The sequence below is a fragment of the Thioclava sp. GXIMD4215 genome (assembly GCF_045291555.1).
GTDB classification, from domain to species: domain Bacteria; phylum Pseudomonadota; class Alphaproteobacteria; order Rhodobacterales; family Rhodobacteraceae; genus Thioclava; species Thioclava litoralis.
Window position 1 is genome coordinate 1,206,059 of record NZ_CP149515.1, and the last position, 12,372, is coordinate 1,218,430.

Consider the following 12,372-nt stretch of genomic DNA (forward strand, 5'->3'; position numbering starts at 1 on the left):
GACACTGCCGACACCGCGATGTAATGATCGTTTCACATAATGGAATGATCATTACAGGACACCCCATGCCCGTTTTTCACCGCTATCTGCCACAGCCCACATTCAAAGCCATAGCCCTCTCCGGCCTCGGCGGCTTTGCGGCCATTGCCGCACTGGCTCTGGGCAGCAATGAAACCAGCCTTTTGCTGCTGATGGCCCCGTTCGGGGCAAGCTGCGTGCTACTTTTCGCCGCGCCATCGGCCCCGCTCTCGCAGCCGATGAACGTGATCGGCGGCCATCTCGTCGCCAGCCTGACCGGCCTGTGCCTGCGGCTGGCGCTGCCCGAAAGCTGGTGGGCGCTGGCGCTGGCAGTCGGGCTGGCCATCGCGCTTATGGTCGCCTTGCGGGTCACCCACCCGCCAGCAGGGGCCGACCCGCTGATCGTCTTTGCCACCGATCCGGGCTTCATGTTCCTGCTCACGCCAGTGTTGCTGGGGGCGGTCAGCCTTGTGGGGATTGCGATCGTCTTCCACAAACTGCAGGGCGTCGCCTACCCCACCCCCCTCCCGCAACGGAAGAGCTGAGCGATGCCCGACAAGCCAGACCTCATCCGCCAGCTTGCCGAACTGTTCCGGACCTATGGCTACGAGGGGGCCAGCATCGGCATCATTGTAGACAAGACCGGCGCGGGGCGCAGCTCGCTGTACCATTTCTTCCCCGGCGGCAAAGCGGATATGGCCCGTGCGGTTCTGGCCGATATCGACCAGTGGTTCGAGGCACATATCTTCACCCCGCTGCGGCATGACCCGCCGGAGACTGCGATTGCGCATATGTTCCATGCGGTGACGCGCTATTTCCATGACGGCCAGAGGATCTGCCTTGTGGGGGCTTTCGCGCTGGACCAGACCCGCGACCAGTTCGCCGCCCAAGTGCGGGGCTATTTCCGCGACTGGCAGGCAGCCCTTGCGCAATGTCTGGAACGCGGCGGCCTCTCTCCCGAAACAGCGCAGGAGCGCGCCATACAGATGCTGGCGGCGATACAGGGCGGCATCGTTCTGGCCCGCGCCACGGACGACAATGCCGCATTTACCGCCGCAATCGCGCCTTTTACGCCGTGATCGGCGGCGCTCCCCTTGGCAAGGCCCGATCCCCCGCCCTATAAGGCCCTCAAGACAACAAGGGATAGGCCCATGCGCAAGGCGACCATCACCCGCAAGACCCATGAGACCGCGATCGAGGTCACCCTCGATCTGGACGGCACCGGTGTCTATGACAACCAGACCGGCGTTGGCTTCTTTGACCATATGCTGGACCAGCTCTCGCGGCACTCGCTGATCGATATGACGATCCGCGCAGAGGGCGATTACCATATCGACGATCACCACACGGTCGAGGATGTGGGCATTGCGCTGGGTCAGGCGCTGACACAGGCTTTGGGCAACAAGAAGGGCATCAACCGCTACGGCCATTTCGCGCTGGCGATGGATGATACGCAGGTGCGTGCGGCGCTGGATCTTTCGGCGCGGCCCTATCTGGTATGGAACCTGCCCTTCCCGACCGACAAGATCGGCATGTTCGACACCGAGCTGGTGCGCGAGTTCTTCCAAGGCTTCTCGACGCATGGCGGGATCACCCTGCATGTCGATCTGGTGCATGGGATCAACAGCCACCATATTGCCGAGGCCGCCTTCAAAGCGGTGGCCCGCGCCCTGCGTATGGCGGTCGAGACCGATCCGCGCATGGCGACATCGCTGCCCTCGACCAAAGGGGCGCTGTGATGACCTTGACAGCACTTGTCGATTACGACAGCGGCAACCTGCATTCGGCGCAGAAAGCCTTCGAGCGGATGGCCCGCGAGACCAATGCCGGCACGATCGTGGTGACCTCGGACCCTGATGTGGTGGCCAAGGCCGACCGTATCGTGCTGCCGGGCGATGGGGCGTTTCCGTCCTGCCGTGCGGCGCTGGAGAATTTTACCGGGCTATACGAGGCAATCTCTGAGGGGGTCAGCGCTGGCAAGCCCTTCATGGGGATCTGCATCGGCATGCAGATGCTGGCGACCCGCGGGCTGGAATTCACCGAGACCCAAGGCTTTGGCTGGATACCAGGTGAGGTGGTGAAGATCACCCCTGCGGATAGCAGCTTGAAGGTGCCGCATATGGGCTGGAACGATCTGGTGATCGACCATGCGCATCCGGTCTTCGAAGGCGTCAAGACGGGCGATCACGCCTATTTCGTCCATAGCTACCATTTCCGCGTGGCAGATCCCGCGCACCGGCTGGCCCATGTGGATTACGCAGGCGATGTGACCGCCATTGTGGGGCGCGACAATATCATCGGCACCCAGTTCCACCCCGAGAAATCTCAGGCCACTGGCCTGCGCATTATCGCCAATTTCCTCGGCTGGAAGCCGTAAGTACCGGAGACGATCATGATCCTTTATCCCGCCATCGACCTTAAAGACGGCCAATGCGTGCGCCTTCTGCATGGTGACATGGACAAGGCCACCGTCTTTGGTGATGACCCTGCCGCTCAGGCTGCGAAATTCGAGGCCGCTGGCTGCGAGTGGGTGCATCTGGTGGACCTCAACGGGGCCTTCGCGGGCGAGCCGGTGAATGCCGCCGCCGTCGAGGCGATTCTGGCGCGCATCAAGGTGCCTGCCCAGCTGGGCGGAGGTATCCGCGATATGGCCACGATCGAGCGCTGGCTGGATAAGGGGCTGAGCCGTGTGATCCTTGGCACTGTCGCAGTGGAAAACCCAGACCTCGTACGCGAGGCGGCGAAGGCGTTTCCGGGCAAGGTTGCCGTGGGGATTGATGCCCGCAATGGCCGCGTGGCGACCAAGGGCTGGGCGGAAGAGACCGATGTGATGGTCACCGATCTGGCAAAATCCTTCGAGGATGCCGGTGTGGCGGCAATCATCTACACCGATATCATGCGTGATGGTGCGATGGGCGGCCCGAATATCGAGGCGACCGAGGCTTTGGCGCGGGCGGTGTCGATTCCGGTGATTGCTTCGGGTGGAGTGTCGTCTTTGCCCGATCTGGTGGCGTTGCGCGATACCGGCGTGATTGCGGGGGCGATCTCGGGGCGGGCGATCTATGATGGTGCGCTGGATCTGGGCGCGGCGCTGACCGCGCTGAAGGGCTGAGGGGCTCTGCCCCCTCTTGGGCCTTTCGGCCCAATTCACCCCCGGGATATTTCAGGCAGCTGGAAACCCCGGGGAGCGCGAAAGGAGCGCGAGATATGCTGAAGACGCGGATTATTCCCTGTTTGGACGTGGCGGATGGCCGTGTCGTGAAGGGTGTCAATTTCGTCAATCTGGTGGATGCGGGCGACCCTGTGGAGGCGGCCAAGGCCTATGATGCGGCGGGCGCGGACGAGTTATGTTTTCTGGACATCCATGCGACCCATGAGAATCGTGGCACCATGTATGATCTGGTGCGCCGCACCGCCGAGCAGTGCTTTATGCCTTTGACCGTGGGGGGCGGTGTGCGCAGCCATGAGGATGTGCGCAAACTGCTTCTGGCGGGGGCGGATAAGGTGTCGTTCAATTCGGCGGCGGTGAATGACCCCGATGTGATTGCGGCCTCGGCTGATCGTTTCGGCAGCCAATGCATCGTTTGTGCGATTGATGCCAAAACCGTCGAGCCCGGGCGTTGGGAGATTTTCACTCATGGCGGGCGTAAATCGACCGGGATTGATGCGGTGGAATTTGCGCGCACTGTGGCGGCGAAGGGCGCGGGGGAGATTCTGCTGACCTCGATGGATCGCGACGGGACACGGGCCGGTTTCAACCTGCCCCTAACGAAGGCGATTTCCGATGCGGTGGATGTACCGGTGATTGCCTCGGGCGGTGTGGGGAACTTGGACCATCTGGTGGAAGGTGTGACCAAGGGGGGGGCGAGCGCGGTTCTGGCCGCGTCGATCTTCCATTTTGGCGATTATACGATTGGCGAGGCCAAAGAGCATATGGCGCGCGCCGGAATTCCGATGAGGCTGTCATGAATACACTAGAGAAACTTTACGAGACGGTTGCCTCGCGCAAAGGGGCGGACCCTGAAACGTCTTGGACGGCCAAGCTGTTTGCGAAAGGCCCCGAGAAATGCGCCGAGAAATTCGGTGAAGAGGCCGTTGAGGCGATCATCGAGGCGGTGAAAGGCGACCGCGAGCGTCTGACCTCGGAGGCGGCGGATGTGCTTTACCACCTGATGGTGATGCTGGCCGCACGGGATGTCACGCTTGATCAGGTGATGGCCGAGCTGGAACGCCGTGAGGGCATCTCGGGGATTGCCGAAAAAGCCGCACGCCCGAAGTAACACCCGCCAAACGGCGCTGTGATTTGCCCGCGTAGGGAACCGGATTAAGATTGTTACATGTTCAAATCGCTTCTTGCGGCCCTGTCCGCGCCTGACCCTGATCCGCTGAATACCGAAGATTGCGAGCTTGCTCTGGCCGCACTTCTGGTGCGTCTTGCGCGGGCCGATGAAACCTATAGCGAGGCCGAACGCGAGCGTATCCATCGCGTTCTGATCGGGCGCGGCCTTGATGCAAAGGCCGCCCTCGAATTGCGCCACGCGGCCGAAGACCTGGAAGCACAGGCCCCCGATACCGTGCGCTTTACCCGTGCCTTGAAAGACAAGGTGCCCTATGGCGACCGCTCGGCCATTCTGGAGGCATTGTGGGAAGTGGCGCTGGCCGATGGCGCGCGCGATGCCGATGAGGATGCACTGATCCGGCTGACCTCGAAGCTGCTGGGCATCACCGATGTGGATTCCGCCCTTGCCCGCCAGAGGGTCGAGAAACGCCATGACACCGGCTCTGCACCGCAGCGACCTATCGATTAAAAAATAGGCACGAAATCAACTTAGTCGTAAAATTCAACTAAATACCGTATCCGGGATTGCCTCTTATATGCTCTTTGCTGCAATTTGGTGCAAAGAAGCCGACTTAGAGAAGGTTCCCCGTGACAGTTGACCCCCGCTCAGCCCCGACGGATGCTGTTATTGAAATCCGTAATCTTTATAAGAGCTACGGGCAGCTTGAGGTGCTTCGCGGCGTTTCGATCGAGGCGAAGCGCGGTGAGGTCGTCTCGCTGATCGGCTCGTCCGGTTCCGGAAAATCCACCCTTTTACGCTGCTGCAACCTGCTGGAAGACAGTCAGGGCGGCGAGATCCTGTTCAAGGGCGAAAAGGTTCAGTGGCGCGGCGCGGGAATGAGCCGCCGTCCGGCAGATCGCAAGCAGGTCACGCGGCTGCGCACAAATCTGTCCATGGTGTTCCAGCAATTCAATCTATGGTCGCATATGACCATTCTGCAAAATGTCATGGAAGCGCCGGTGACCGTGCTGGGACGTGACCCGAAAGAGGTCGAGCCGCTGGCGCGCAACTATCTGGCGAAGGTGGGGATCGGGGACAAATGCGATGCATGGCCTGCCCAGCTTTCGGGAGGCCAGCAACAGCGGGCGGCCATCGCGCGGGCGCTGTGTATGCAGCCCGAAGCCCTGCTTCTGGACGAGCCGACCTCGGCGCTTGATCCCGAATTGCAGCAGGAGGTGGTCAAGGTCATCAAGGATCTTGCCAAAGAGCACCGCACGATGATCCTTGTGACCCATGACATGCGATTGGCGCGGGATGTCTCGGACCATGTCGTGTTTCTGCATCAGGGGAAACTTCTGGAAGAAGGTCCGCCCGAAGAGGTCTTCGGTGCGCCGAAATCCGAGCGCCTGCAGCAATTCCTGTCAGCCACCGCACCGGCCTGACACACCGTTCTTCATCCATAAAGACCACAAAAACCTACAGGGGAATCCGATGAAAAAACTTCTTTTGGCCGCGAGTGCCCTGACGCTTTGTGCCAGCGCGGCGCTGGCGCAGGATGTCGTGCGTATGGGGACCGAGGGCGCCTACCCTCCCTATAACTACATCGACGATAACGGTCAGGTCGCGGGCTTTGAACGCGAGCTGGGCGACGAGCTTTGCGCCCGTGCCGAACTGACCTGCGAATGGGTCACCAATGATTGGGATTCGATCATCCCGAACCTTCTGTCGGGCAATTACGACACGATCATGGCGGGTATGAATATCACCGAAGAACGTGCCAAGACGATCGACTTCACCGAAAACTACACCCCGCCTGCGGCCTCGAAATATCTGGCCCTTGACGAGACGACCGATCTGAAAGGTGCGATGGTGGCGGCACAGGTCAACACCTTGCAATCGGAATATGTGGCCTCGGCGGGCCAGACCCTGATGGAATTCGCCACGCTGGACGATTCGGTTGCGGCCGTGCGCAATGGCGAGGCAGATGCGGTCTTTGCCGATTATGACGCGCTGAAACCCTTCGCCGAGCAGGGCGATCTGCATTGGGTCGGCAAGGACGTGCAACTGGGCGATGGCGTCGGCATGGGCTTGCGCAAATCGGATACCGCGCTGAAAGCCAAATTCAATACCGCCATCGAGTCGATGAAGAAAGACGGCACCCTGAACGAACTCATCGTCAAGTATTTTGGCGACGACGCACAAACCTATTAAGGACAGGCGGGCGGGCTTGTCCCGCCCCTTATTCCCCAGATGTTCGAAAGCTGCACAGACCTTTCAGCCCTCTCCGGCCTCGGCTGGCTCTTATGCTATCTGACCACCGGCAAGCACCTGCTTTTCTATGCCTCCTTCGGCACGGTTCTGGCGCTTTTGGTGATCACTGCCCCTATCGCTCTGGCTTTCGGCTTCGGCGGGGCCTTGGCGGCGCGTTCGCGGCTGTGGCCCTTGCGGGTTTTCGGCAAAGCCTATACCGCGATGGTTCGCGGCATTCCCGACATCATCTTTTTCCTGTTCGTCCCGATCGCTTTGGATCAGGGGCTGGAATATCTGCGCCACATCACGCTCTGCCCCGATTGGACAGAGCCGGTGCGCCAGAACATGAACTTCCTCGTCTGCCCCGCTGCAAAACTTCCGCCCAATTCCGCCCCCCAGATCGTCCATGAAATCTACGGGTTCATTCTGGCAGTTGTGGCGTTTTCGGTGGTTTTCGGTGCTTTTGCGGCCAATGTGCTGTTCGGAGCGATGAATGCCGTGCCGCGCGCGCAGCTTGAAACCGCCGAAGCTTACGGGCTGACACAGCGCCAGATCACCCGACGCATCCTGATCCCGCAGATGTGGGTCTATGCCATGCCGGGGCTGTCGAATTTGTGGATGATCCTGATCAAGGCCACGCCGCTGCTGTTCCTGCTGGGCGTCGAGGATATCGTCTACTGGGCCCGCGAGCTGGGGGCCACCAAATCCGGCATCTATGATTTCCCGCATCCCGACTGGCGGATCTGGTACTTCCTTGCCCTGCTGGTGTTCTATCTGCTGATGACCAAAGTCTCGGAATGGGTCTTCGACCGGATCAATACGCGGCTCTCGCGCGGGCAGGCCACTCTGGCCGGAGAAAAGATGCGAAAGGCTTCGATATGAGCGATAGCTGCTTCCAGATCATCCATGATTACGGTCTGCGCTCGATCGGGCTTGGCGAAAGAATGCTGCCGCGCACCGATTTAACACTCTGCCACGAATTCACCCTGATCGGCTCGGGGATGCTGTGGAATATCTATTTTGGTGTGCTGGCTCTGGCTCTGGGCTTTCTGTTCGCCACCGCGCTGGCCGTTGGCAAGACCGCCGAACAGGCATGGATCCGCAAACCGGCAGACTGGTTTGTCTTCCTGTTCCGTGGTTCGCCGCTGTTCATCCAGTTCTTTCTGGCCTACGAACTGCTGACCTCGCTGCCCAAAAGCGGCATCGACGTGCTGGGGATCACCATCGAGACCTCGTGGATCACCCGTGCTTGGGCCGGAGCGACCTTGGTGCTGTTTCTCAACACTTCGGCCTATGCCGCCGAGATCTTCTATGGTGCGCTGCGCTCCATTCCCAAGGGAGATCTGGAAGCTGCGGATGCCTATGGGTTCTCGGGGTGGAAGAAATTCCGCAAGATCACATGGCCGACCATGCTGCGTCTGGCGTGGCCGTCCTATACGAACGAAGCGATCTTCCTGTTCCACTCGACGGCGCTGGTCTTCTTTTCCGGCTTCCCCGCCTTCCGGCAACAGGGCGATGCGCTTTATTATGCCAGCTATCTGGCCGACAAGACGTTCAACCCCTTTGTCGCCTACCCGATTGCCGCGTTCTATTTTATCTGCCTGACGCTGACCGTGATCACGATTTTCGGGCTCATCAATCGCCGCCTGAACCGCCATATGCCGGGCGCAGTCGCGAAATTGAAGATTCGGCCCATACTTTTGCGCTAAGGCTCGGAAAAAACCACAATATATAAAACACTGCCGAGCATTGCCCTTCGCGATGTTCGGCAGTTTGCAAAACAAGCCTGCTTAGGGAAAAAACTTAACCTATATTTGCTTAAATTCGCGCCAGTCACCGCCGCGTGATGATTAATATATATGCATCTTTGTAATAAAATTTGTGGCCTCGGCAGAAGTTTGCACGAATATTTCCCCGATACAGTAGATCGTTGTTTAATATATTTGTGTAACAAGGCCGTGCATGTTAGCCAAAACCGGTTATCGGTCCTTTGGACCTACAACAGGGGAAAAAATTAACATGTCGATCAAGACTCTTCTTCGCGCAACCAGCGCAGCCGCTTTCTGTGCGCTTGCCAGCTTCGCGCCCGCCCACGCAAAAGACACGTTCATTCTGGCGCATGCCATGAACACCGAACACGTGTTCCACTCGCTCTCCGAGGAATTCATTGCCGACTTGGGCGATGACATCAATGTCGACTATCATCCCGCCGGTGATCTGGGCGACTGGACCTCGCTGTTCGAGCAAACCATGCAAGGCGTCGTGCCGATGAGCCTGACCTGGGGCGCATCCGAGTTCGATCAGCGCCTCGATCTCAGCTGGCTCGGCTATGTTGTGGACAACTGGGACGACGCGAAGCGCGTCTATGGCCCCGGCTCGGATATGCTTTCGGTCTATAACGACATCCTGCACGATATGGGCCTGCATGCCATCGGCCTAATCCCGACCGATTTCGGGTCTGTGGTCATCCGTAAGGGCGTCAAGGCGCGTCCGGTCAACTTCCCTGCCGATGCGGCAGGCGTGAAGATCCGCGTCCCCGGTGTCGCAATCGCAGTGGACCGCTTCTCCAATCTCGGGTTCTCGGCCGTGCCTATCCCGCTGGCCGAAGTCTACACCGCATTGCAGCTGGGCACCGTTGATGCCCGCGCCTTCTCGACCGCTGTCGAGACCTACAACATGCGCGACGTTCTGGATGCCAACATCCTGACCAACGACTATTTCGAAACCGCCTTCTGGCTAGTGAACGAAGACTGGTGGGATGGCCTGCCCGAAGACGAGCGTAACGAAATTCAGGCGGCTGCCGATAAGGTCATCGACCATGCATGGGTCGAAGCCAAAGCGAAAAGCGACGAATATATCCAGAAATCGGCAGATGCCGGTGTCGAGATTGTTCACCTGAACGACGAACAGATGGCCGCTGCCAAGAAGATCGTTTACGATACCGAATGGCCGGAAATGGAAAAAGTGGTTGGCCCCGAGATCATGGGCAAACTGCGTAAAGCTGCGGGCATCGAGTAATCTCTGCCTGTGTCGTCCCGGCGTTGTCTGACAACGCCGGGTTTCTTTTTCCTGATCCTCCGAAGGCTTTCATGACCCGTTCATCCAAGCAGCATCCGCGCGAACCGGTCGGCGCGGATTCCTATATCTATGTCGCTGAAATCGACCCGACCGAGATCCCCGATCAACTGACAGCCATTCCCGAATGGCAGCCCACAGGCTTCTACAAAGCCGTCCTGTCGGCAGAGAAAGTTCTGGCGGGGATTATCTTTACCGCCTTATTCGTGTTCGGCCTCGCTCTGGCCGGGCTGATGTTCGCGCAGGTTCTTCTGCGCTATGTCTTCCATTCGCCCTTCGTTGGCATTGAAGAGATCGCCCTTCTTTTCGGGGTGTGGACCTATTTTCTGGGCATGGCCTATGTGACCCGCAACGGCGAGCATATCCACGGCGGCATCCTGACGCTGGTGGTCAAGAACCCGCGCGCCATCCAGCTTGTGCGCATCGTGATGACGGTGCTTTCGCTGATCGCTGCGGCGGTTTTCGCCTATTACGCCATCCGCTATGCCATGTTCGAAATCGACAAGAACCGCATGAGCTCCTACATGCGCTGGCCGCGCTGGCTGTGGTCGTCGTCACTGATTTTCGGTTTCGGCGGCATGGTTCTTTATCTGGCCCTGCAATTCGTTAACCAGATCTGCGTCTTCCGCAATCCTGTCCTGTTGGCGGCGAGCCAGTCGAAAGGGTCCGAGCAATGACCATCTTCTTCCTTTCTATGGCGCTTGTCGTCATCCTGCTGCTGGCGGAAATGCCGATTGCGCTGGCCTTCGGGACGGGCGCGCTGATCTTCGGGCTGGCAAGCGGCTCGGATGTGTCCTTCCTGCTGCCTTACGCCTATCAGACCACCTCCAGCTTCGCCCTTCTGGCGCTGCCGCTCTTTGTTCTGGCAGGGACGCTGATGGCCGAAGGCGGAATCTCCGAACGCCTTCTGAACTTCGTGAACTCGCTTGTCGGGCGCGTCAAAGGCGGCCTCGGGGCCGTGACCGTGATCACCTGCGCCTTGTTTGGCGCGATATCGGGGTCGTCTTCGGCAGCCATTGCCGCGATCGGCCAGATCATGATCCCGCGCATGGTGCGCGAAGGCTACCCCGCCGGACATGCGACAGCCCTTGTGGCATGTTCTTCGGTGCTGGCGCTGATGATCCCGCCCTCGATCCCGATGATCGTTTTCGCGATCACCGGCGGCCTGTCGGTCGGGGCAGCCTTCCTGTCGACCCTCGTGCCCGGCCTGCTTCTGGCACTGATCTATGTCATGCTGAACTTCGTCTTCTTGCGGAATGTCGACACGATCAAGGTCGAAGAAAAGCTCGACTTCCAGCAATCGGTGCAGAATATCGGCCGTTCGGGCCTCAAGGCGTTCTGGGCCTTGCTGATGCCGGTTCTGATCCTTGGCGTGATCTATTCGGGGATCGCCACGCCGACCGAAGCTGCCGCCATCACGCTGGTCTACGCCATTCCGGTGGGCTTCTTCATCTATAAGGGGCTGACGGTGCGTAGCTTCGCCACCTCCTTCGTGCGCTCGGCCATCACCACCGGATCCATCATCTCGGTGCTGTTCTTCCTGTTCATGATGAGCCGCGCGATGATCTTGCAGCAGATCCCGAAAGAAGTGGCCGAGGCCATGCTGTCGCTGTCGGACAACAAGATCGTCATCTTGCTGCTGATCAACGTCGTGCTGCTGTTCATCGGGATGATCGTGGATGACATCTCGGGCTCGGTTCTGGCCGCAATCATCTTCCTGCCGGTCATCAACCATCTGGGCGTGCACCCGATCCACTTTGCCGCCATCGTCGGCACCAATCTGGGTCTGGGCAACGTCTCGCCGCCCTGTGCGCCGATGCTCTATATGGCGGGGGGTGTCTCGAAACTGACGCTTGATAAATATATCAAACCGACGATGAAATTCCTGATCTTCGGGCACCTGCCGATGACCATGATCGTCACCTTCTGCCCCGATCTGTCGCTTTGGCTGCCGCGCCTGTTGATGGGCATCCAGTAAAACTGTCGCCGGATCCGACAAATGAAAACGCCCGAGGAATTCCTCGGGCGTTTTTTCATGCAGCAGACAGATCAGAAGGTTGGCGGCGTACAGGCGCTGATCACCACACAACGTTCCGAGCCGATATTGCGGAAACGATGCGGCTTGGTGCTGGCAAATTTATACCCGTCCCCGACCTGCAGCACCTCGACCTCGCCATCGACTTCCAAAAGCAGCTCTCCCTCGACCACGAACCCCGCTTCCTCGCCCTCATGCGTATAGGGCTCGCCCGTATCGGCGCCGGGCTCATAGGTCTCGTAAAGCATCAGCAGGGAGCTGCCCTGACTATAGCCCAATCGCCGCAGCGTGGCCGCACTGGACAGCGGGTTGATCCCCGCCCCGTCCACCTGCTCGGGGGTGATTTTTTCCAACTCGTTGTGGCGGAACACGAACTTGTCCACCACCGCCGCATCGCTCTCGAAGAATTCCGACAATGTCAGATCCAGCGCCTCAAGAATTTTCTTGAGGGACGAGATCGACGGACTGGTCTTATTGCCCTCGATCAACGAGATCATCCCATTGGTAATGCCCGACTTTGTCGCCATTTCCCGCTGTGACATCTTGCGCGCCTTACGAACCGCGCGCAATCTCGCACCCACATCAAATTCCATCGCCTGTCCCGTTTGTCTTTTCACTTCCGGCACATTTTCATAGCAGTGCTTTTGAATTTTGACGAGAAAATCGCGCAATTTCACGCATTTGCAGTGATTTTATTCGGTCAGTGCAAAAATA

16 protein-coding genes are annotated in these 12,372 nt (G+C 59.1%); 15 read left to right on the forward strand and 1 reads right to left on the reverse strand.

What is annotated here, in order from left to right; all coding sequences use genetic code 11:
• The first annotated feature begins 65 nt into the window (after positions 1-65).
• The 15 genes from WDB86_RS05860 (at position 66) to WDB86_RS05930 (ending at position 11,601) form a co-directional block, all read left to right on the forward strand.
• Positions 66-563, forward strand: coding sequence for an HPP family protein (locus WDB86_RS05860; RefSeq protein ID WP_339109384.1), 498 nt, complete (start codon positions 66-68; stop codon positions 561-563).
• Positions 564-566: 3 nt separating this feature from the next.
• Entirely contained in the window at positions 567-1,097 is a 531-nt protein-coding gene (locus WDB86_RS05865; RefSeq protein ID WP_406736877.1) for a TetR/AcrR family transcriptional regulator, read from the forward strand.
• A 72-nt stretch (positions 1,098-1,169) separates the two neighbouring features.
• The gene (gene hisB, locus WDB86_RS05870; RefSeq protein WP_339109382.1) at positions 1,170-1,757 is read left to right on the forward strand and encodes an imidazoleglycerol-phosphate dehydratase HisB; all 588 of its coding nucleotides are present in this window, start codon (positions 1,170-1,172) and stop codon (positions 1,755-1,757) included.
• Positions 1,757-2,395, forward strand: a complete 639-nt coding sequence (gene hisH / locus WDB86_RS05875; protein ID WP_406736878.1) for an imidazole glycerol phosphate synthase subunit HisH — start codon at positions 1,757-1,759, stop codon at positions 2,393-2,395. Before hisB ends, hisH begins: the two co-directional genes overlap by 1 nt.
• A 15-nt stretch (positions 2,396-2,410) precedes the next feature.
• Entirely contained in the window at positions 2,411-3,130 is a 720-nt protein-coding gene (hisA, locus tag WDB86_RS05880; protein ID WP_339109380.1) for a 1-(5-phosphoribosyl)-5-[(5-phosphoribosylamino)methylideneamino]imidazole-4-carboxamide isomerase, read from the forward strand.
• A 95-nt stretch (positions 3,131-3,225) separates the two neighbouring features.
• Positions 3,226-3,987 carry an imidazole glycerol phosphate synthase subunit HisF gene (gene hisF, locus WDB86_RS05885; protein WP_339109379.1) on the forward strand — a complete coding sequence of 254 codons (762 nt, stop codon included), beginning with the start codon at positions 3,226-3,228 and terminating at the stop codon, positions 3,985-3,987.
• On the forward strand, positions 3,984-4,298 hold the full coding sequence (locus tag WDB86_RS05890) for a phosphoribosyl-ATP diphosphatase (protein WP_406720487.1): 315 nt from the start codon (positions 3,984-3,986) through the stop codon (positions 4,296-4,298). The genes hisF and WDB86_RS05890 overlap by 4 nt, the downstream gene beginning before the upstream one ends.
• Before the next feature lie 57 nt (positions 4,299-4,355).
• Positions 4,356-4,826, forward strand: a complete 471-nt coding sequence (locus WDB86_RS05895) for a TerB family tellurite resistance protein (RefSeq protein WP_339109377.1) — start codon at positions 4,356-4,358, stop codon at positions 4,824-4,826.
• Between the two features lie 119 nt (positions 4,827-4,945).
• A complete protein-coding gene (locus WDB86_RS05900; protein ID WP_339109376.1) occupies positions 4,946-5,740 on the forward strand; it encodes an amino acid ABC transporter ATP-binding protein in 795 nt (264 codons plus the stop codon).
• Positions 5,741-5,789: 49 nt separating this feature from the next.
• Entirely contained in the window at positions 5,790-6,509 is a 720-nt protein-coding gene (locus tag WDB86_RS05905) for a transporter substrate-binding domain-containing protein (protein WP_339109375.1), read from the forward strand.
• Between the two features lie 39 nt (positions 6,510-6,548).
• Complete coding sequence (locus WDB86_RS05910) at positions 6,549-7,430, forward strand: ABC transporter permease (RefSeq protein WP_406736879.1); 882 nt, start codon at positions 6,549-6,551, stop codon at positions 7,428-7,430.
• Positions 7,427-8,257, forward strand: coding sequence for an ABC transporter permease subunit (locus WDB86_RS05915; protein WP_339109373.1), 831 nt, complete (start codon positions 7,427-7,429; stop codon positions 8,255-8,257). Before WDB86_RS05910 ends, WDB86_RS05915 begins: the two co-directional genes overlap by 4 nt.
• Before the next feature lie 310 nt (positions 8,258-8,567).
• On the forward strand, positions 8,568-9,566 hold the full coding sequence (dctP, locus tag WDB86_RS05920; protein ID WP_339109372.1) for a TRAP transporter substrate-binding protein DctP: 999 nt from the start codon (positions 8,568-8,570) through the stop codon (positions 9,564-9,566).
• Positions 9,567-9,637: 71 nt separating this feature from the next.
• A complete protein-coding gene (locus WDB86_RS05925; protein WP_339109371.1) occupies positions 9,638-10,300 on the forward strand; it encodes a TRAP transporter small permease in 663 nt (220 codons plus the stop codon).
• Entirely contained in the window at positions 10,297-11,601 is a 1,305-nt protein-coding gene (locus WDB86_RS05930) for a TRAP transporter large permease (protein WP_406736880.1), read from the forward strand. Before WDB86_RS05925 ends, WDB86_RS05930 begins: the two co-directional genes overlap by 4 nt.
• A 71-nt stretch (positions 11,602-11,672) precedes the next feature.
• Here WDB86_RS05930 and WDB86_RS05935 read toward each other — a convergent pair whose 3' ends face one another.
• Complete coding sequence (locus WDB86_RS05935) at positions 11,673-12,251, reverse strand: cupin domain-containing protein (RefSeq protein ID WP_339109369.1); 579 nt, start codon at positions 12,249-12,251, stop codon at positions 11,673-11,675.
• Positions 12,252-12,372 lie beyond the last annotated feature (121 nt).